The sequence below is a fragment of the Chryseobacterium sp. CP-77 genome (assembly GCF_036362765.1).
GTDB classification, from domain to species: domain Bacteria; phylum Bacteroidota; class Bacteroidia; order Flavobacteriales; family Weeksellaceae; genus Chryseobacterium; species Chryseobacterium cupriresistens.
Genome location: NZ_CP143637.1, coordinates 3,277,822 through 3,299,262, shown reverse-complemented (window position 1 = coordinate 3,299,262; position 21,441 = coordinate 3,277,822). Strand labels below are relative to the sequence as shown.

Here is a 21,441-nt window from a genome sequence, read left to right as displayed (position 1 = left end):
GGCATTATTTTTCCATTCATAGCCTACAATCACCTAATCATAATGCTATGAAAATCAATCAATTTTATATTCCTGTAGTAAGCCTTTTTCTTTTTTTATCTTCGTGCAAAGAGAATCATGCGAATGCTCAGAAGACAGGAAATGACGGAAGTGTAGAAACGGAAAATCCCAATTCTGACTACAAGCCCGCATTTAAAGGACAGACAAGAATTAAGGCTGTAAAAACAACAACGCCCTATGCCATAGAAATATTGAATAAAGACCTTGGAAGACCCTGGGGCATTATCAATTTACCTGATGGGAAATTCCTCGTCACCGATAAGAAAGGGTACATGAATATTGTTTCACCAGATGGGAAGCAGGTCTCCAAAATAGAAGGCTTTCCAAAAGTAGATTCAAAAGGGCAGGGAGGAATGCTGGATGTTGCTCTTGATCCTGATTTTAAAACCAATAGTATTATTTTCTTCAGCTTCTCGGAACCATTTGGAAAAGGAAACCTAACATCTGTTGCCAAAGGCAAGCTTTCGGCAGATCTTAAAAGTATTTCAGAGGTAAAAGTCATTTTCCGTGCAGAACCTTCTTATGATGGAGATAAGCATTATGGAAGCCGTCTTGCTTTTGATAAGGATGGAAACTTATTTGTCAGCACAGGAGAAAGATCAGATAAAGTTACCCGTGTATACGCGCAGAAAACAGATAATTATCTTGGGAAAATTTTAAAAATTACAAAGGATGGCCAACCGGCTCCGGGAAATCCTTTTATCGGTAAGCCAGGATATAAACCGGAAATCTACGCTTACGGAGTCCGGAACCCGCAGGGAATGGCCATCGATCCCAATGGCAATCTATGGGATGTTGAAATGGGGCCAAGAGGCGGTGATGAAATCAATCTGATCCAACCCGGAAAAAATTACGGCTGGGGAGATGTAACCTATGGAATTGAATATTCCGGAGAAAAAGTAGGACAGGGAATTACACAGAGAGAAGGAACAGAACAGCCGGTTTATTATTGGGATCCTGTGATCTCACCAAGTGGAATAACTTTTTACACAGGAAATATAGACGAATGGAAAGGCAATCTGTTTATCGGATGTTTAAGCGGTGAGCATATTGACAGAATTGTCATGAAAGACAATAAAGTAGTAGGAGAAGAACGTCTTCTTGCAGATCAGAAAGAGCGTTTCCGGGATGTATTAAATGGAATGGATGGAAATCTGTATGCCGTAACAGATAGCGGTAAGCTTTATAAAATTTCAAAAAAATAGGAAAGAACTGTATCAAAGGTTAATAATTTCACCTTTGTCATTCTGACGAAGGAAGAATCTCATTTATAAACCAATAACATAAGATTCTTCACTACATTGTTGAACTATGTTCGCAGACCTTCAGTCTGTGTTCAGAATGACATTTTGATACAGTTTCTTTTTATTCTCTTAAAACTTAAAATTAAGTCTGGCAAAAACCTGTCTTCCGGAGAATCCCATCTGAACAGGATCAAAAATACCTCCACCTTCTGTGTTTCCATTACTTACCTGGGTGGTTTGCAGGGTAGGATATCTGTTGAACAGATTTTTACTGCCCAGGGTTACATTGAGATTCTTACTAAATTCATAACCAAAAGAAAGGTCTGTTGTTACTTTTGGATTATAAACCTGTTCTGTACCGTCATAACCAATCAAAGTAACCTTATCAAATCTTACCAGCTGCAGATTCGCATTAAATTTGCTGATCTTATAATTCAGGTTTAAGTTCATTTTTGTTTTAGGTGCAGAGGCAAGGATAAAAGCCTTTTCTCTTTCGCTCAGGTAAATGTCTTCTTTCCCTGCTAATTGTTCCGAAGTATTTACTTTTGTGATTTCCATATCATTATAGTTTCCGGCTAAAGTAGCAGTCAGTTTTCCGGAGCCTATATTTTCACTATAGCTTAAGATGAGGTCAACTCCTTTCGTGCGGGTATCAATTGCATTAGAAAAGAATTGTACTTGGTCAATATATGGATTTTCTTCTTGAACTTTTTCTGGCAAGTCTGCCTGTGCGAAATACCCGGTAAGAACGATTCTGTTTTTTACCTGAATATAATATCCGTCCACTGTCGCTGTAAATTTTCCTGTGTTGAAAGTGAATCCTGCACTTCCGTTCACAGAGGTTTCCTGTTTCAACTGAGGAATTCCAAGACTGCTTGCAATGTTACTATCATTAGATGCGAGCTGAATGGTAACTAATTTTTTTTCCTGAAAGTTAGTAAACTGCTGGCTGTAATATTTTTGAGCCAGAGAAGGCGCTCTGAACCCTGTGGAAACGGAACCGCGGAAAGCAAACTGAGGAGTAAATGCATATCGTGTAGCAAACTTACCATTCAGCGTACTTCCAAAATCATTATAATTTTCAAACCTACCGGCAACGCTTATCATCCAGTTTTTAGTCACATCCAGTTCAGTATCTACATACGCAGCAAAGTTATTTCTGCTTTTGCCGATATCCGTAGAATACCCCGGGAATCCCTGTGAACCGCCTGGTCTTACGCTATTGTCATTTAAAGGGTTGGTAACCAGTAAACTTTCAGGGGTGTCTGGTGTAACAGGATTTCCGTTTTTATCATACATGGTATAGGAGGCTTCTTCTCCTTTAATGATATCAAATTTTTCATATCTGAATTCTGATCCGAAAGCAATATTCAGTCCTTCCAGTACCTTAAATTGTTTCACGGCATTAAACCCTGTTGTATTCTGCAGCAAGGAGTGTCCTCCTGCATTAAAACTTGTTGGTGATTTGACTCCTAAAGTAGCATTAATGGTATTGTCTATCTGATAGGTGAATCTATTGTTCCCAAAAGCATTATAAAAATCTACATCCCAGTCCGCCACCTTGAATTTTAAGCCGTTGTCAAAAGTGAAATCTGTAATGCTGGTGTTTTCAATCGGGTTGAACCCTGCAGGGTACACTTCGGGGATATTGCCATCTGCATCAGGCGTTCTGGTCCATGCATAAGCCTTAGTATTTCTATGTGAAAAACCCTGGCGGGAATAGAATTTCAGCCCATCAGATAAAGGAAGTTCAATATTTCCGAAAAAGTAAATATTTTGAGCCTTGGCATCTCCGAAACGCTGTCTTGGCGCTGTATACAGATCAGGATTAGCATTTCGTATGGCGTAATCTTTATTAACAAATTCAACCGTAAAATTTCCGAAACCTCCTTTTGAACCTATTTTAGTTCCCAAATTTCCACTGAAATCAAAGGTCGTTCCGTCTACTTTGTGATCAGAAACAACATCATTGTTTCCGGGGCTTTTAAAAAGGTTCATTCCATAAAAAGCATTTCCTTCAAAACCTTTGTCTCTGTCATTCAAAATAACGTTGATGACTCCTGCAATAGCATCAGAACCGTATTGGGCGGAAGCTCCGTCACGAAGAACTTCCACTCTTTTTATAGCACCAATCGGGATAGTATTCATATCATATCCGGTATTTCCTCTTCCTTTGGTTCCAAAAAGGTTGATCAGTGAAGACTGGTGATATCTTTTTCCATTCAATAAAAGCAAGGTCTGATCGGGACCAAGACCTCTTAAAGTCGCCGGATCTACAGCATCAGCACCATCGGATCCTGATTGCTTGTTGGAGTTGAAAGAGGGCGCAGAAAATTGCAAAAGCTGATTGACTTCTATCTGCCCTGTAGACTGGCTTACCTGCTTAATGTCGATGATGTCAATAGGAACAGGAGTATTAACCACCGTTCTCTTTTTGTTACGGCTTCCTGTAATGGCTACTTCGTCGATCTTGGATTCTTTCAACGTGTCTTTTATCTGCTGGGCATAAGAGAAGGTAGACACTCCAAGTAAAATGATGCTGATGTATTTTATCTTCATATTGATAATTTGAGTGATGATTTAATCAAAATTATCAATATTTATTTTTATATCCATATTAAATTTAAATATTTAGTATGAATATCTTAATTTAGTGTTGATTTGTGATAAATTCGGAAAAATAATAATTAATTACCCAAATTTAATTAAAAATTTTAACGTTAAAAGCTGGTAATGATTCTGTTAATTCCTTCTTCCAAAATTTCCGTGGATGTGGAAAAGCAAATTCTTATATGTCCTTCGGCTCCTTTGCCGAACCATCTTTCTGATCCCGGAACAATGGCTACTTTTCCCTGCTGCAGAACATGCTGGGCGAACTCATCACTTGTCATTCCGTTTTCAATCTTTGGAAACAATACAAACGTAGCTTCAGGCAGATTAGGGGTTACAATTTCTGAACGGCTTAATAGTCTGACCGCAAGATCTCTGTTGTTCTGTAAATGAGTCAGAAACTCTTTGTACCAGGGCTTTGCTTTCTCCAATGCTACACTTCCCGCGATTTGCGATAAAGTAGAAACACCTTCTATTGTGGAATTGAAATTGGATTTCTCTGTGAAGTCTTCAAGAATATCCTGGTCATTACACAGCACAGCGCCTATTCTTAATCCTGCTATTCCGAATGATTTTGAAAATCCATATACCGTAAAGCTTTTTTTTCTGGCCTTCTCCGAAACAGAAGAATAGGTATGAAAGTCTTTATCATCATAAATAATATCACTCCAGATTTCATCACTCATCACCCAAAGATCATGAGCAGATGCAATTTCTGCGACTTGTATTAAAACCTCTTTAGAATAAACTTTTCCAAGCGGATTGTGAGGATTGCATAGGCTGATAAGTTTAGTCCTGGGATTAATTAAAGAAACCAGTTTTTCAAAATCAATTTCTCCTGTTGTTGTATCCACAGGGCAAAGCATTACTTTACCACCTGCAGTTTCTACTGATTTTTTGAAAAGAAAATCAACGGGATCCAGGATAATGGCTTCATCTCCGGGATTAAGAACGTAGGATGCGATAAGAAACATTCCCTGGGCAGCGCTATTGACTGCCAATACATTTTCTGGTGAAAAATTTCCGTGTTTTTCTATGTTAAAATGCTCTGCAACGCTTTTCTTAAACTCAGGAAGTCCGGAAAACGGCCCATAGCTTAGGTAGCCGTCTTTCAGGTATTCAATAATTCCCTGTTCTATTTCAGGAGCGGTTCTGAAGTCAGGGTCGGCTGCCGTAAGAGGAATGATGCCGTCTTCCAGGGTGGCCCATCTTCCGTTGTAGGCTTTTCTTTTCAGGGCTTCAAAGTTGATATCGTTATTGGTAAACATATTTATTTATAAGATATGGGTAAAATATTTTCTGTCTGCTGATGAATTGGAAGTAAAAACTGATTAAGCAATGTCCTTCCGTTATGAATGTGAATCTCTATTTCGGGCTTTCTGCTTGCCTCATATTTATGGAAGACTTTCTGTGCATTTTCTTCTTCAACTAAGTGTTTCGTTAATACAAAAGCATCTTTCAGAGCTGAAGTAACTCCCTGGCTGGTAAATGGAATAAGTGGGTGCGCTGCATCTCCGATGAATACGAAATTATCTTTGTAAAAAGGGTTTAACTCTTCCAGTTCATATACATTCCATAAATGTACATTTTTATAATGTGATTTCTGTATAATTTCCGGGACTAAAGGATGCCAGTTTTCGAAAACGCCAAGCATATATTTCTTTAAGTTTTCTGCGGAACATTCATTAATCATATATTTTTGATTGTCAAACTGTGAATACCAAAGAATGGTATCATCAGAAAGCTTAAGAATACCGAAAGTCAGCCCGCCTTCCTCATGGTGAAACTTCATAAAGTCATTATCAATAACATCTGCAATTTCTTTATTCTGAATGATATTGACTACTTCACTTTCTCTTACTATTCTCATGGTTTCATCTCGAAAAAGACTTCTTCTGATCCGGCTTCTGGAGCCATCAGAGATCACTGCAATATCAGCGTCAATATCAGTTCCGTCAGAAAGTTTCAGTTTTCCGTTCTGCTGAGAATCAGGAATAATAGTTTCTTCATAAGTTATTTTGCCGGGAGTGAGGTTTTGTGTCAGTAAGCTGATTAACGAATGTCTTGAAATGGCAAAAACATTGTTCAGTTCTTTTTCTGCAAGAATTTTTCCGGTGTGGGAATATTGGATATATTTTTTCAGGAAGTTTCCATGTTGGAGAAGAACATCAGGATCAATGATCTGATAAAGATAATCCATTCCTTCTTTCGGAATGAGAAAACCGTGACCTGCCAGATCTTTCTTTTTTCTCCTTTCGTAAATATGATAATCAATATTGTATTTTTCTAAGTAATTCGCCATGCTTAAGCCGGAAATACCAGCGCCCACGACAGCAATTTTCTTCATTTTTCGGAATAAAGTATTTTTCAGGTTGGTTTTTTAAGTATATTTTAAATATCCTTTAGATCAATACAAAATTAAATTAAAAACATTCACTATTTCAAAAATGGCATTATTTAATTTTTATTTCCTGAAAAATAAGACAAAAAGAATAAGATACGCCGGATAATAAAAATATATGATTGATTTATATTTATTTATAAAAAGATTTTTTTTCAATATTTAAATAGCTTTAATTTATTTAATTGGTAATGTGAAGACTGAGATTGTTTTTTGCTTAAAAACTTTCACTTCTGGTGCATAAAAAAACCGGAAGAAATTCCGGTTTTATGATTAAGCTTTTTCAAGTTGAACAGTAAAATGTCTTAAGATTTCCGGTTCCCATGTAATCTTGTATCCTTTTGCTATTTCATCACGTCTTTCATATACGTTTCTGATAGCAGCCGCAATATAATCCATGTGGTTGTTGGTGTAGGTTCTCCTTGGAATAGCCAGTCGTACCAGCTCTAATTTCGGATAGCGGTTTTCTCTGGTCGCTGGATCTCTGTCTGCCAGCAATGTTCCGATTTCTACAGTTCTGATCCCTGCTTCCTTATAAATTTCCAGTCCTAAGGTCTGAGCCGGATATTCTTCACGGGATACATTCGGAAGAAAGTTTAAAGAATCGATGAATACAGCATGCCCTCCGATAGGTTTCTGAACAGGAATTCCATATTCAATTAATTTATTACCCAGATATTCAACCTGAGAGATTCTGCTTTCAAGATAAGCAAACTCTGTAGCCTCATCCAGACCTACGGCCAATGCAGCCATATCTCTTCCCGCCATTCCTCCGTAAGTAATAAAACCTTCGTAAATGATGGTGAAGTTGGACGCTTTTCTGAAAACTTCTTCGTTATTCAAAGCAATGAATCCTCCGATGTTTACTAAACCGTCTTTTTTAGAACTCATTGTCATTCCGTCTCCGTAGGAAAAAATTTCCTTGCAGATATCCTTAATGCTTCTGTTTTCCTGTCCTGCTTCTCTTTTTTTGATGAAGTAAGCATTCTCCGCAAATCTCGCTGAATCAAAGAATACCGGGATTCCGTACTGGTCTGAAAGGGCTTTCACGGCTTTCATATTTTCCAGAGAAACAGGCTGTCCTCCAGAAGAGTTACACGTAATGGTAATTAAACAGAAAGGAATGTTTTCTTTAGGATGGCTTTTATAAACTTCTTCCAGTTTTTCAAGGTTGATATTTCCTTTGAAAGGATGGAGATCATTAATATCAAAAGCTTCGTCTATCGTACAATCGATAGCATGTGCCTTTCTGAATTCGATATGTCCTTTTGTTGTGTCAAAATGTGAGTTTCCCGGAACCACATCGCCTTCTTTTACCAATACTGAGAAGAGAACGTTTTCTGCAGCTCTTCCCTGGTGGGTAGGTAATAAATATTTGAATCCTGTTATTCTTTCAACAGTTTTTTGTAATTGTTCAAAAGAACGTGATCCGGCATAGCTTTCATCTCCGGTCATTAAAGCAGCCCATTGTTTATCAGACATAGCTCCCGTTCCTGAATCGGTAAGCAGGTCAATATAAACATGTGAAGATCTTAAGTTGAAAAGGTTATAATTAGCTTCTTTAAGCCATTGCTCTCTTTCTTCTCTGGTGGATTGATAGATTTCTTCCACCATTTTAATGCGGAAAGGTTCCGCGTACGGTAAATTCATGAGTTAAATTATGTTTTAAATTGTTTGTAAAGAAAATGTGCTTGAAAATAATTTTTCAAAATTCATCAATGTATAGATAAGTCGGAAAAAGGGATTATTCCGGAGCCTTAAATATATTTTCATCAGAATGGAATCCGGCTACACCGCCGCTCACAGCAAACTTCATGGCAGAAGCTGCTGTCATTCCCACTACAGGTTTGATGTTTTTTTCTTCAGTAACAATTACCCAGCCCGATATAGCATACGAGTGGGGAAGATATACCGCAACGTAATTATGCTTGTCAACGTCCGACATTTCTTTTTGGGTTAAAAAGCCAATTCTCCAGATTTCCGGATTTTCATTGGTTTTTACCCATACAGGATCGTTGAATTTTTTCTTGTCGCCTACGAATGAAGACATGACGTCTTTCGTAGGAGTATAAATGTGTTTTACTCCCGGAGTTTTCTCCAGTAAGCTGTCCATCGTGTCGAAAAAGAATCTTCCGACTACGAATTTATTTCCTAAATACCCCAGAATAGCCGTAAACAGGATGATAGATACAAATACAAGCCCCGGAATCTGCTTGGCAAGGGAAGGAACAAGGTTGTCAATCGCACTTACAATATACCAGATCACAAAAATAGTTAGTCCGATAGGCCCAATAATAACCAACCCCTGGAAGAAATTCTTCAGGAACAGATTGGCAATATTTTCAAAGCTTGGCTTCTTCAAGGTGTATTCTTTACTATTTTATTTTAACCGTGAATTGTTTCTTTATTTCCGTAGGATTTAATAATGCTGGCTTCATATTCCAGCCATTCTTCCCAGCGCTTGTTTACTTTTTCAGGATTTCCCAGCTGTCTTGCAAACCCGATAAAAGTAGTGTAATGATTGGCTTCGGAAATCATCAGTTCTTTGTAGAAAACTTTAAGCTCTTCGTCTTTGATATTTTCGGTAAGAACTTTGAATCTCTCACAGCTTCTGGCTTCAATCATAGCGGCAAACAGCATTTTGTCTACGATGAGGTCTTCTCTGCTTCCCTGAATGATAAATTTTGCCAGCTCATTCACGTAATCATCTTTTCTTGCTCTTCCAAAAGTAAAGCCTCTTTTTTTGATGATTTCATGCACCTGATTGAAATGATCCAGTTCTTCCTGTGCAATGGCAAGAAGTTCAGTTACAATTTCAGAATGTTCCGGAAGCATCGTAATCAGGCCTATGGCATTGGTGGCTGCTTTTTGCTCGCACCAGGCATGATCTGTTAAAATTTCTCCAATGTTTCCTTCTGCAATATTTGCCCACCTTGGATCGGTAGGTAGTTTCAACTTAAACATGTTGTAAAATTTTTGTAAATTTAAGCAAATTGAGGTAAGAAATGCGACTTTATTTCAATTTGATCATTAAAGTCTTAAGATGCGGTCTTTCTTCTTAAGAATTCGAGAATATTCCAGCCTGAAGCATCTACTTTTTTCAATCCTGCAGAGATAATGAATGCTAAAATGATATTAATCCCATAAATAATAAGCATTAAAAGCCACCATGGCATATTTTCTTTTAGTGGAACTACCAGGAAATAAACGAGCGAAGAGCTTATTCCCTGTGCAAAATAGAAGAAAATAGCATTCTTCCCGATATAGGTAATAAAGTTTTCTTTTGTGATCTTCAGTCGGTTGTAAAGAACAAATAAAGTAACCAGAGAGAATAATGCCCAGATGATGTAAGGGATTTTCGGCGGGAATTTATTTTTATTGATTTTGTAGAAGATATCTCCTCCATAGTACCAGAACATCCATATAAGAGCTATTCCTGTAAGCGCATATAATATTGGAATTGCTTTGGTGGGGATCTTTTTTCCACGCATTTTGTGTCCTGTTAAAAAAACAGCAAGGTAGAAAGCAACATATCCCACTTGTCCTGTTGGGTAATATTCCGGGAAGATATTGAATACCAAGGTTAGAGCAATACAAAGCCCGATAAACCAATTGATATGTTTTGGGAAAAATCTTAGGATGAGTACTCCGAAAACGGTAAGTACATAATAGACTTTTAAATACCAGAAACTTCCCATTACCACCGGAAACGTGTCGGCATTGGTGTACTGATGAAGATACCAGTTTCCGAGATTTTCCCATTGCGGATATATTGAAACACTGGTTGCGGAGTATTTTGACCCAAATGTTGAATAAAAACTTTGAAGCCATTCCATGGAAAAGAAACTCAGGCCAAACACTTTAAAGAAGTAATCTAAAAAGAACAGGAAAGTCACAAAAATCATATAGGTGATCTGGAGTTTCAGAAGACGGTATAATGTTTTTTCAATATTTGCTCCCGAAGTGATCCCGCTCAGAGCATAAAAAAGAGCTACGTCAAAAACAAGCGAGAAAACTCTTACTTCAGCGGGAATATAAAATTGTCCGGACCAGAAAGCGGTATGGATAAATATGATGGAAAGTGTTGCCAGTCCTTTGGCGAAATCAATATAGAGATCTCTGTTCATTATAGGTGGGTTGGAAGTTCTTTGTAATTTTTTCAAAAATACAAACAAATTGATTGTTTAAGACATAAAAGATTTTTTAAACAAAAAAGGGGCGGAACATACTGCCCGCCTCCTTTCTTAAATATGCTAAAAATGAATGTTCTTGTTTATTGAAGATGTTTAAATTCTTCCGCAGAAATTTCTCCTGTCTGAATTTTTCTCAGCTCATCTATATATTGACTCATGTAGGCATCAATTTCAGGATTTACTGTGTTTTTGGCCATCTTATAAGTACCATTTAAAACTCCCTGATAATAATAGAAGAAGTTGTAATCGAAATTGGAAGCATTAAGATCGTACTGGCCCAGAAGGAATCCTAAACGAACTGCCGATCTTCTTTGCGCCGGTGTTCCATGGTGGTTTACATTGGTGGTCTGATAATCACCGATACTTTGGGCAAATTCATAGGCTGCCGCAATTTCCGGGAAACTGGTTTTGTTGTACCCGTTAGGTCTCCTCAGGTAATATCCTGCAAAGCCATCTGCTTCAAGCTCGTTCGGTCTGTACGTTGATTCCGATACAGAAGGAAGATTGAAGATATACTGCAGCTGATGTCCGTATTCATGAGCAAGAATCATTGCGTTTACAATATCGCCGCCTTTTGATTTTGCATCATAATAAATAGCGTACCCATAATAGATCTTTCCTGTTGAGTAGGAAATAGCATTATAGGTTGAATTGAAATTGGACGGATCATTTACAAAACGCAGGGTAGGGGTGCTTCTTCCCCACATGCTTGCAATTCTGGTCATCTGGCCGTTCATAAAATTGGTGTCTGTGGAGTTTTGAAGCCCGGTCAGTAAGACTGAATTGGTGCTCCAGTTGTTGTCTACATAGGAGCATCCTTTTTCAGTAGTTCCCGGCTGATCAACTTTTGCACTCAGTGCTTCTTGTTGAGGTTGAACATTGTTGTCCATTTGGTCATCACTACATGCTGTCAATGAAGTTACAGCAATGGCACCTGCTAGTAAGCAGAGATTAAAGTTTCTTTTCATATATAATATCAATTTGGTAAAACGAATTTATGAAATTATCTCTTAATTGTGAATACATTAATGAGAAAAATTAATCAAAATAAAGTGAATAAGATTTTATTAAAAAAAACATTGCTTTGATTGTAAGCTATTTAGAAATTTATATGTATATTTGCACCTCGAAATAACTAAAAATTTATAAACAATGTTTGCAATTGTAGAAATAGCAGGGCTTCAATACAAAGTTGAGCAAGACCAGAAGTTGTTTGTAAACCGTTTAAAAGGAGATAAAGGAGGAAAAGTTTCTTTCGATAAAGTTCTTCTTACTGTAAACGGTGCAATCACTGTAGGCGCCCCAGCTGTAAACGGAATCACTGTAGAAGCAGAGATCCTTGACCACGTTAAAGCTGATAAAGTAATCGTTTTCAAAAAGAAAAGAAGAAAAGGTTACAAAGTGAAAAACGGTCACAGACAATCTTTAACTCAAATCGTAATCACTGGTATTACAGGTTTTGAAGGTGGTGCTAAAAAAGCTGCTGCTAAAAAAGAAACTGTGAAAGGTGAAGTTCTTTCTGACAACGCAACTGTTAACTTTGGTGAAGATCACGAGTTGAACTATCACTTAAAGAAAAACAACTTGTCTCAGTCTAAAGAGAACAGAGAAACTTTAATTACTTTAGGTAAAGCAGTTAAAGTTGAATTAGAAAAGAATGTTCTTACTCATGAAGAAGTAGATGCTGCTATCATTAAGAACATCGATCAATTTAAAGCACTTAATAAATAATCCAGTAATAAAATGGCACACAAGAAAGGAGTCGGTAGTTCCAAGAACGGTAGAGAGTCTCACTCTAAAAGATTAGGTGTGAAGATTTTCGGAGGACAAGAAGCTATTGCCGGAAATATTATTGTTAGACAAAGAGGTACTCAGCACCACCCAGGTGATAACGTGGGAATCGGTAAAGATCACACTTTGTTTGCATTAGTAGATGGTAAAGTAGTTTTCAGAAAGAAAGCAAACAACAGATCTTTCGTATCTGTAGAACCAAACGCATAATTTAAGCGTTTTATAAAAATTAAAACCTCATTTTTTACTGAGGTTTTTTTATGTACTGGTTTTTATAAAATTCATTTATTTGTGAAATATGTTTATATTTGATAACTGACATGCTTTAAAACAGTTGCGGAAGCCGAAAAGCAAATCGAGTAGGCAGTAAATAAAACTAAACAATCATGAAAAATGTAAGAAAATTAACCAGAAAGAATCTGAAAGAAATTAACGGAGGTGTGGGTACAGTATGGTGTCCACCAAAACCAATTACTTCATGTAGTACATGGTGTGGCTTGACAAAGGAGCAGAAAATGCGTTGCCTGCTTGATGTAGAAGAACCTTGCGAATGTTTTTAATCATTTCTGACTATAAAGCTTTACAATAAAGTTCGGCGGCTTCTTTGAAGCCGCTGAATCTGTTTTATGCAATATTTTGTTTAAAATCCTACCTGGAATCCTGCTTTAACCCCGAATTTAGAAATATCCGGTCTGTCCAGATAATTTCCTCTCCAGTTGAAATCTACTCTGAAGATTCTCAGGTTTCCGATTCCTATATTTTCAATTCCGAATCCATATTCATAATAGATATGTTCGCTTGGTGCAGAATATTTAAAACCTTCTACATTGATCGCTTTGGAGGCGTCACTTAATGTACCATATGCTCCTCTGATAAATGCAACTTCTCTCAATTTCAGCTTTTTAATCAATGGAATATAAGAAAGTATTTTACCGTTAAAATGATGCTCAAGCTGAAGTGTAGTGTAGGCATCCGTCACAAACTCATAATAATTAAGCTGAGAGAATGTGTTTGGTACTAAACCATAGGAAAGGTTGGCTGGAATAATATTTTGCAGTGCCAATGGAACTGTATTGAAATTCTTTCCAGCTTCAAAATTAACCACTAGTTTTCCCATACTTCCAATCAAAAACGGCTTGTATAGCATGAATTGAAGCTTGTCATAATTGAAGTCAGCATTGAATAATCCTTCAATACCTCGCGTGTATCTTAAAACGATGGTTGGTGCCAGGTTTCTCGCCTGATAACGGTCAATTCCGGTTTGTGAGAATTTTGCACCAGGTTTGGCAATTAAACTGATGGTAACGTGTGAGTCATTAACTGTCTGTCTCAACTGTCCGTCTTTATAATACATCAGATTGAATTTCTCAGGAATAGCAGATTTAATACTCTGCATCACTCCATCTATTCTTATCTGAAAGTTTTTCCATGGCTCGATAGCTGCAAAAACACTTGTTTTATTTACAGAACTTAAGGAAATATTTTCTCCTCTTGCAAAAAAGGTACTGGTAGATGAGGATTGCGGCGTAACTCCATCACCTGATGTAAGCTGTCCCCCAAGCTGAACAATATCCCTGCTGGTTCCGGCTCCAATCATAAAGCGGTTAAGCTTATTGAACATATATCTTGCTTCTACGCCATATTTAAACTGCTGATCTTTGAAACCATAAGCTGTATAAAACTGGGCTCTCCAGGTATCATTCAATCCGAAATAGGTTCTTGCTCCTAATCTTATTCTGTCTCCTTCTACTTCATTTCTTCCGTAAATTGAGAAAATAGGACCAATATCAATCCCTTTGAAGGCATTATAATAACGTGAACCAAGCGTTTCAAACAGTTTTACCATCCGGTTGAATTTCGGAGTCTGCTGAAGCTGATCAAGCATGTTATAAACGCCCTGTTCTGCTTTGGATAAGGTGTCAGGTCTGACTTTTGTCCAGTAAGCATCATCTTTATTGGTAAATTTATCTTCGTATTCTTCTTCGGTACGTTTGAATACCTTAGGGTCAAGAGGTTTGTTGAACTGATAATCGGAGTAATCTACCGATCTTTTGGCGATGATACTTTTGGCGCCTTTCTTCTTTGAGAAAGGGCTCATTTCAAATTCTGTCACCAGTTTTTTGGGAAGAAACGTAGCATCATCAGGATTGTCATATTCTACCTGAGTATACACACTGTTGACAAAGTTGACGTTAATCTTCTGTGTTGACTTTAATGTTGCTCCTAAAACGGCATAAGTATCGGTATCAATATAAAGGTTTCCCTGAAATGCAAGGACATCTTTTCTCTTTGGCTGGTATCTTATCTGGAAGGCTTTTTCCCCACGAATCGTAATGGTGTCCATAAGACTATAATCGTAAGTATTGAAGCCGTCACTTCCAACAGGACTCTGGAATCCGATATCGAAATAATTCAGGGTATTGTCGTAGATATTGATATCACGGTATAAGTTTTTAGCAGAAACCGTTATGACCTGATTGTCCTGGAAGCCTGAGGTCTTTTGGGCAACCAGTGTTCTTTTACTGTCTTTGTCCGGCCTGTTTTTACCATAATTTTCATAAACGGCTTCATTCAGGAAGATAGGCAGACCAAGTCTTCCACTCGCAGTAGAATCTGCATAACTGAAAATGAAATCCAGTTTATTGAAAATCTTTTTCTTCATGAAGGCACTGTCAAGATTATTCAGGTCAAACTGTGTTTTTTCGTATTCTTTATATGAATAAGTATCGAATTTTTCCAGTCCGTTATTTCTTTTTTGTGCCCACACTTTCTGCATAATTGCATAAGCCGGATTTTCTTTCTTGTTTTTATATTTTGTTTTTCCGCTTTGAAGAACAATCTCCTGAATATCGCTTACTTTAGCCTGTGATAGCTGCACGAAAATATTATCAGCATTTTCAGGGGTGATATCAAGGGTTTCTGTGGTATAATTTTTTCTGGAAAATCTTAACTGATGAATGATGCTGTCTGACTGAACAATGAAACTGCCCGAAGTTGTCGTCAAGGCAGGTGTTTTATCATTGTTGATAAAAATATCAACGTTATTCAGTTCTTTATTGTTCTTTTCGTCAACCACCTTGCCGCTGGCCTTGTTTTGAGCACATACGGAACCGGCGAGAATCAGGAAAAAAAATAAAAGATAGTGTTTTTGGGAGTTATTGTTTAACATCATTTGTTTCTTCAGGCATTTAGCATAAACAAAAAGCATGCAGTTTAATTAAAAAACAGGTAAAAAAATAAAATATTTTTATTCTATCCTATAAAACGACAAAAGTAGCGAAAATAATATATGTATTGATTAAAAATTAACCGCGAATTTTTTATGCTTAAAATATAATAATCAGAGGATTAAAAGAAAGTGAAAGTGAAAATTTTTAAAGATCATTTCGGTGCTTTTTGTGAAGCCTATCAAATGAAAAAAGACCTACATTTCTGTAAGTCTTTTGCTCCTCCTGCTGGGCTCGAACCAGCGACCCTCTGATTAACAGTCAGATGCTCTAACCAACTGAGCTAAGGAGGAATTTCCTTTGTTTTAAGTGGTGCAAATATAATAGGAATATCTGTACCAAGCAAGTTTTTATTCTTGAATATTGAATGAAAAAAGCTATTGGTTTATTTTTCAATAAATTAAATTTTAAATATTTTTTGTGATGAACAGACGTTATTCGGAATGGTATAAATTCTAAGCTGTAAGCAATGGAGTTTTTAGACCTGTTTTTTTAAAGAAATAAAAAAAGACCTACAGAAATGTAAGTCTTTTTATTTTTTATAGCTCTGAAATTTTTACTTCTTTAAATCTTTAAGAATTTCCTGAACAGCCCTTTCCAACTGAGGATCGTTATTCTGAAGACGATCCATAAAAGTGTTTTTAACATAAATGTCTGGTTTTACCCCTGTTTTTTCAAGATTCTGTCCGTCCAAGGTGTAGGTTCCCCATGCAGGAAGTCTGTAAGAAGATCCGTCTACCAATCCTTTGGCTGAAGTGAAAATAATCCATCTGTAAGTATCCTGACCGATGATTTTCCCCAGTTTCAGTGCTTTGAACCCGGCTGCAGTCATTTCGGCATCACTCAATGAAGCTTCATTAATCAAAAGGACGATAGGTTTTCCGGAAGGAGCAAAGTTGGGTTGGGTTGTTATTTTTCCTTCACGGTATTTCCATTGTAAATAAGGTCTTTGAGAAAGGAAATTCAATACTTTATCATGCACATTTCCACCGGTATTGTAACGTAAGTCAAGAATAACAGCATCTTTTCTGTTTTCCTGTTCTACCATGTCCAGAAGAAAACGATCCAGCTCATCAGTAGACATATTTTTCATGCAGGAGTAGGCAATACGGTTGTTGCTAAGCTTATCTACACGCTGATGATTATTGTAGATCCAATCCTCGTAAAGCAATCCTTTTAATTCTCCATTAGAAATCGGATGTACTTTGGTAGTTATCGTTTTACCATCACGATTAAAGGTAAGAACCAGCTCATCCTGTTTTTTAGGGCTTGTGAAATACGTTTCGATATTTTCATTCAGATCAATCTTTTTGCCGTTTACAGAAGTAAGCTGATCTCCAGGTTTGATATCAACTCCTGAACGGTAGGCCGGAGATTTTCTCAGAATGCTCTCTACCGTGTAGGGCTGGTCTTTTTTAAAGATAATTCCTGTTTCGTTCGTAAAATAGTTCAGGAACATGGTTTCTTCCTTTCCTGTAGAAGAAAATCCGGTGTGTGAAGAATTAAGCTCTCCTAAAAGATCATTCAATAATATTCTGAGATCATTCCTGTTATGTACATACGGAAGATACTTGGCATATTGCTCCCTTTTGGCTTTCCAGTCGATACCATGGAATTTTTCATCGTAGAAATTTTCTTCCACACCTGTCCATGCTTCAGCGTACATCTGCGTAAATTCTGAGGCCAGATCTTTATCGAAACTGTACTGGATATTGATTTTTTCAGGCTTTAATGCTGCTACAGTTGTTTTGTAAATATTACCTTCTATCAGGGCAAACAGGTTTTTATCATTTTTGGTGATATAATAAGCTGCTTTATCGAAAACTTTTTCAGATTTGGCAGGCTCAAAATCTGTGAATACCTTTTTGAACAACTGTCTTTTTCCGTTATCCTGATTAGAATTGAAAAGAAGAATTTCTTTTTTATCATCAGCGAAAACAGCTGGATCATCCTGGTATCCATATCGGTCGGTAACCAGTTCAATTCTGTCCAGAGTGTCATCAGGATTAACCTTCAGTTCTTTGATTACCGGCTCTTTTTCTTCCTTTTTATCCTTGTCTTGGTCTTTCTTATCCTTCTTGTCTTTTTCTTTATCTGAAGATTTTTCTTCCTTCTTTTCTTCAATGAAGAGATTGTCGAATTTTTCAGACTTAAAAGGTTCGTCAAACCAATCTAAAGCCATACGGTAAATGTTAGATTTCTGCATGCCTAATGGATAAGACGGATTGGTCCTGTCGCTGGCGAAATAAATATATTTTCCGTTCGGAGACCACACGGGATCTCCTTCAGAAACGCCTGTATTGGTAAGGTTTAAAGTCTGTCCTTTTTTGATGTTATAGATGAAAATGTCGAGCTCAAAGTTTCTTTTTGCTGAGAATAATACATATTCGTTATTAGGGGAGAAAGAAGGCCTTGAGTTTTGGAATGCCCAGATCTCATCTTTTACAATAGTTGTAGATGTAAAACTTTTTAAATCAAATAACCGTACTTCATCTCTTCCGCTTAAATACACTGCTTTTGAAAGGTCGCTATTCAGCGTAATGCTTCGGTTATTCCTTGAATCTTCTGTTAATTGCTTTGGCTGTCCTTTTCCGTCTGCCGGAATCGTAAACCAATTTTGATATCCGTTGTAAGTCTGGTTGTAAAGAAGGGTACGGTTATCTTTCAGCCATTTCACTTCCATGGCGCGTTCTTTTCCATCAGATACCTGCTGGGCAAATTTTCCTTCAATATCAGAAACAAATATGATACCACGGCTTATGAATGCCATTTTTTTACCGTCCGGAGATACGTCATAATAGGAAATATTATTTTCCACATTGAAATTCTGAGCTTTTTCCAATGTTTTGTTGGTATTCAGGCTGATGTTGAGAGGAGTTGTGTTTTTTGAGGCTACATCATAAGTATAAAGCTGGTAATCCTTCTCAAAAATAGCTTTAGATCCGTCTGCTGAGACAAAAGGCTTTTTAATTGAAGTATCAAATTGCGTTAAAGCAGTTTTTTTAGCATTTTCGATTTTATAAAGATTGTATTCTCCATTATTCTCATCAGAAATAAAATAGATAATACCATTTTTATCTACACTTGGGTTGAAATCTTTCCCTTCATAGTTGGTGTACTGTTTGAAAGAATTGTTTTTGGGGTTGTACCCCAGAATATCAGGATTATTTTCTCCTTTATAACGCTTACGCTGTACCTGCTGGGCGCTTTCCGAAGAACTTGTGAAAAGATATTCTCCTGAAGGAGTTTCTACAAGACCATTGGTGTTGTTAAAATAATTGTTGAAAAGCTTTTGTGGGGTTTTTCCCTCAATTGTAGTTTTAAAGCTGCCGAAATTATTATTTCTGTTGGAAGTAAAATAAATCGTTTTGCTGTCCCACGCCCAGCTTTCCATTTCATCCCTTCCGGTATGGAAGGTTAACTGCTTGATAATTCCTCCTCCTGCGGGCATTACATACACATCATAATTTCCATATTGATTAGAACTGAATGCAAGCCATTTTCCATCCGGGGAAAGGCGGGGATTAATTTCCTCTCCGTCCAGAGCGGTAATTCTTGAAGCGTTTCCTCCATTGGAATCTGCTTTCCAGATATCGCTGTCATATACAAAGTAAGCTGTTTTTCCATCCGGACTTAATGAGGGACCTGATAAAAAATAAGACTTTTCCTGTGCCGAAAGTCCTGCAATAGAAAATGCTGTTAATAACGAAATAATAGTTTTCTTCATGGTACAATTAGGTATTTATACAATACGGTATATTGATTTTATTATTCTTTGTTGTTGTAGAGAAGTAGTTGTATTCTGAGAATTTTCTCAATATAAATTACTCTAAAAAAGAATAGTCGGAGTATTGGCGAAATAGTTACAGGTAAAATGCTTTGAAGGCTGATAAAATTCAATGAAATAGATCAATATTTCATGAAAACGGAAGGTAATTTGAAAATATCGATCTTTTTTAGGTATTAATCTTAATTATGGTAAAAACGCAAAGATTATATTCATTTATCTTATTGTTAAGAAAGCTAATGTCGCTGATGAAGCTAAGCGGTTATGCGTACGCTTCGAAAGAATCAACTTTGTTGATTCCTGTCTTTGCTTTCTTAAAAGTGAACTGTCAGATACTAAGCCTTTGTGTTAAATATAAGTTGAAGAAAAGCAGGATTAGGTGTAGTTAAGAATTGGTTCAGTTTAAGGCACAAAAAAGACCTACATTTCTGTAAGTCTTTTGCTCCTCCTGCTGGGCTCGAACCAGCGACCCTCTGATTAACAGTCAGATGCTCTAACCAACTGAGCTAAGGAGGAATGTCCTTTGTTTTAAGTGGTGCAAATATAGGACGAATATTTATACCCTACAAATATTTTTAAGAAAAATTTTAAAAAAATTATAATTTACCCATAAATACTTTGAAGATGTCGCTTCCAAAGATCAGTAACATCAATCCTAACAGGAAGATAACTCCGATCATCTGGGCGTTTTCCAAAACTTTCTGCGGAACCGGTTTTCCTACAATAATTTCATATAAAGTAAATAAAACGTGCCCACCATCAAGTCCAGGAATAGGAATAAGGTTCAGGAATGCCAGCCATACAGAGAACATCGCTGTAAAGCTCCAGAAAGCCACCCAGTTGATTTTAACGCTTCCATCCGCATCTTTATCTACAGGCATATTTTTTACAATAGCAATAGGCCCTCCGACGTTCTTATACCCCTGAACTTTAGAATTGAACATGATTTTGAACTGCTTTACCTGAGTGGTCAATGCTTCGATTGTTCTTGTAAATCCTCTTGGAATAGCTTCTCCGAAAGAATATTTTTTATTCGTTACAATATCTTTTGCTATGCTTTTGGTATCGATGGCGATCCCCAGTTTTCCGTTTTTGTCCACAGAAACAGCTGGTAATGTCTGTACAGCTCCGTTTCTTTCAACATCCACAGAAACTGTTTTTCCTTTATTTTCACTTAAAAGAGTGCTTACTTCATCAAAGAATGCCGCTTTCTTACCGTTGATTCCTACAATTTTATCACCTTTTGCCAGTCCGGATGCCTGGGAAGAAGGAGTAGCCAACGAATCAATAACCATAGATACCCTTGGAGAGATGTATAGTTTTGCTTCTTTCTGCTTAAGAACATCTGCAACACCGTCTGCATTGACAGGGAAAGTAACTTCCTGTCCGTTTCTGTTTACGGTAACATGATCTCCCAAAAGAATATTGATGGAAGTATTTTCAAGTCTTTCTGCCGGTTTTCCGTCTACACTAATGATTTTGTCACCATTCTGGAAACCCATTTTCTTTCCTGCAGAAGTGGCTTCAATACCATTTTTAAATTTTGTAATATCTGTATAAGTTTCTCCGTTGAAGAATGATAAACAGCTGTAGATTAACCACGCAAGAAAAAAGTTAACGGTAACTCCCCCCAGCATAATGATAAGTCTCTGCCACGCTGGTTTTGATCTGAACTCCCAAGGTTCTGCCGGTTTTTTCATCTGGGCAGTATCCATACTTTCGTCCACCATTCCTGCAATCTTCACGTATCCTCCAAAAGGAAGCCATCCGATTCCGTATTTTGTTTGTTCAGGGTGTTTTCTCCAGTCGTTGTCCGGAAGTTTTGATATATCGATAGGAACTTCTTCCTTCTTTCCGTTAACCTCTATTACTTCAGAATCCGGCAGATTCTTGGATAAAAATTTATACTGCCATTTTCCGTTGATTTTCTTCATGGAGAATATGGAGAAGTAAGGATCAAAAAACAGGAAAAACTTCTCTGCTCTGGTCTTGAACCATATTGCCGGTAAAAAATGCCCAAGCTCATGAAGAAGCACAAGTATAGAGATGCTCAGAATGAACTGAAAAAGTTTGATTGCTATTTCCATTAATAAATTTTAGATTTTAAATTGCAAAGGTAACAATTATC

Annotated in this window: 15 protein-coding genes and 2 tRNA genes; 4 read left to right on the top strand and 13 right to left on the bottom strand. The window is 37.1% G+C overall.

Annotated elements, in window-relative coordinates:
• The first annotated feature begins 47 nt into the window (after positions 1-47).
• Positions 48-1,265, top strand: coding sequence for a PQQ-dependent sugar dehydrogenase (locus V0410_RS14620; protein ID WP_330744507.1), 1,218 nt, complete (start codon positions 48-50; stop codon positions 1,263-1,265).
• 168 nt (positions 1,266-1,433) lie between these two features.
• On the opposite strand, the gene V0410_RS14615 is transcribed toward V0410_RS14620, so the two are convergent.
• From V0410_RS14615 to V0410_RS14580, 8 genes are all read right to left on the bottom strand, one after another.
• On the bottom strand, positions 1,434-3,863 hold the full coding sequence (locus V0410_RS14615; RefSeq protein WP_330744505.1) for a TonB-dependent receptor plug domain-containing protein: 2,430 nt from the start codon (positions 3,861-3,863) through the stop codon (positions 1,434-1,436).
• A gap of 161 nt (positions 3,864-4,024) precedes the next feature.
• Positions 4,025-5,182: a pyridoxal phosphate-dependent aminotransferase gene (locus tag V0410_RS14610; protein WP_330744503.1), complete on the bottom strand. Its 1,158-nt coding sequence runs from the start codon at positions 5,180-5,182 to the stop codon at positions 4,025-4,027.
• A gap of 2 nt (positions 5,183-5,184) precedes the next feature.
• Entirely contained in the window at positions 5,185-6,261 is a 1,077-nt protein-coding gene (locus tag V0410_RS14605) for an FAD-dependent monooxygenase (protein WP_330744501.1), read from the bottom strand.
• 327 nt (positions 6,262-6,588) lie between these two features.
• A complete protein-coding gene (locus tag V0410_RS14600; RefSeq protein WP_110011742.1) occupies positions 6,589-7,965 on the bottom strand; it encodes a tryptophanase in 1,377 nt (458 codons plus the stop codon).
• 94 nt (positions 7,966-8,059) lie between these two features.
• The gene (locus V0410_RS14595) at positions 8,060-8,677 is read right to left on the bottom strand and encodes a DUF502 domain-containing protein (protein WP_047377240.1); all 618 of its coding nucleotides are present in this window, start codon (positions 8,675-8,677) and stop codon (positions 8,060-8,062) included.
• 23 nt (positions 8,678-8,700) lie between these two features.
• On the bottom strand, positions 8,701-9,279 hold the full coding sequence (locus V0410_RS14590) for a tRNA-(ms[2]io[6]A)-hydroxylase (protein ID WP_330744497.1): 579 nt from the start codon (positions 9,277-9,279) through the stop codon (positions 8,701-8,703).
• Positions 9,280-9,353: 74 nt separating this feature from the next.
• Positions 9,354-10,442: an acyltransferase family protein gene (locus V0410_RS14585; protein ID WP_330744495.1), complete on the bottom strand. Its 1,089-nt coding sequence runs from the start codon at positions 10,440-10,442 to the stop codon at positions 9,354-9,356.
• 146 nt (positions 10,443-10,588) lie between these two features.
• Positions 10,589-11,476 carry a metalloprotease gene (locus tag V0410_RS14580; RefSeq protein WP_137905702.1) on the bottom strand — a complete coding sequence of 296 codons (888 nt, stop codon included), beginning with the start codon at positions 11,474-11,476 and terminating at the stop codon, positions 10,589-10,591.
• A gap of 184 nt (positions 11,477-11,660) precedes the next feature.
• Here V0410_RS14580 and rplU point away from each other — a divergent pair, with 184 nt between their 5' ends.
• The 3 genes from rplU to V0410_RS14565 all read left to right on the top strand — a co-directional run bounded on the left by rplU (position 11,661) and on the right by V0410_RS14565 (position 12,859).
• Positions 11,661-12,239 (top strand): 50S ribosomal protein L21, encoded by a 579-nt coding sequence (rplU, locus tag V0410_RS14575; protein ID WP_110011737.1) that lies wholly within the window; start codon positions 11,661-11,663, stop codon positions 12,237-12,239.
• Positions 12,240-12,251: 12 nt separating this feature from the next.
• Positions 12,252-12,509, top strand: a complete 258-nt coding sequence (rpmA, locus tag V0410_RS14570) for a 50S ribosomal protein L27 (RefSeq protein WP_002984034.1) — start codon at positions 12,252-12,254, stop codon at positions 12,507-12,509.
• A gap of 176 nt (positions 12,510-12,685) precedes the next feature.
• A complete protein-coding gene (locus tag V0410_RS14565; protein ID WP_330744485.1) occupies positions 12,686-12,859 on the top strand; it encodes a bacteriocin-like protein in 174 nt (57 codons plus the stop codon).
• An 80-nt stretch (positions 12,860-12,939) separates the two neighbouring features.
• On the opposite strand, the gene V0410_RS14560 is transcribed toward V0410_RS14565, so the two are convergent.
• The 5 genes from V0410_RS14560 to rseP form a co-directional block, all read right to left on the bottom strand.
• Positions 12,940-15,471 carry a DUF5686 family protein gene (locus V0410_RS14560; RefSeq protein ID WP_330744483.1) on the bottom strand — a complete coding sequence of 844 codons (2,532 nt, stop codon included), beginning with the start codon at positions 15,469-15,471 and terminating at the stop codon, positions 12,940-12,942.
• 274 nt (positions 15,472-15,745) lie between these two features.
• Positions 15,746-15,819: transfer RNA gene (locus V0410_RS14555), tRNA-Asn, on the bottom strand.
• A gap of 263 nt (positions 15,820-16,082) precedes the next feature.
• Positions 16,083-19,253 (bottom strand): S41 family peptidase, encoded by a 3,171-nt coding sequence (locus V0410_RS14550; RefSeq protein ID WP_330744482.1) that lies wholly within the window; start codon positions 19,251-19,253, stop codon positions 16,083-16,085.
• A 502-nt stretch (positions 19,254-19,755) separates the two neighbouring features.
• Positions 19,756-19,829 (bottom strand) — tRNA-Asn (locus tag V0410_RS14545).
• A gap of 80 nt (positions 19,830-19,909) precedes the next feature.
• Positions 19,910-21,400, bottom strand: a complete 1,491-nt coding sequence (rseP, locus tag V0410_RS14540) for an RIP metalloprotease RseP (RefSeq protein ID WP_330744480.1) — start codon at positions 21,398-21,400, stop codon at positions 19,910-19,912.
• Positions 21,401-21,441 lie beyond the last annotated feature (41 nt).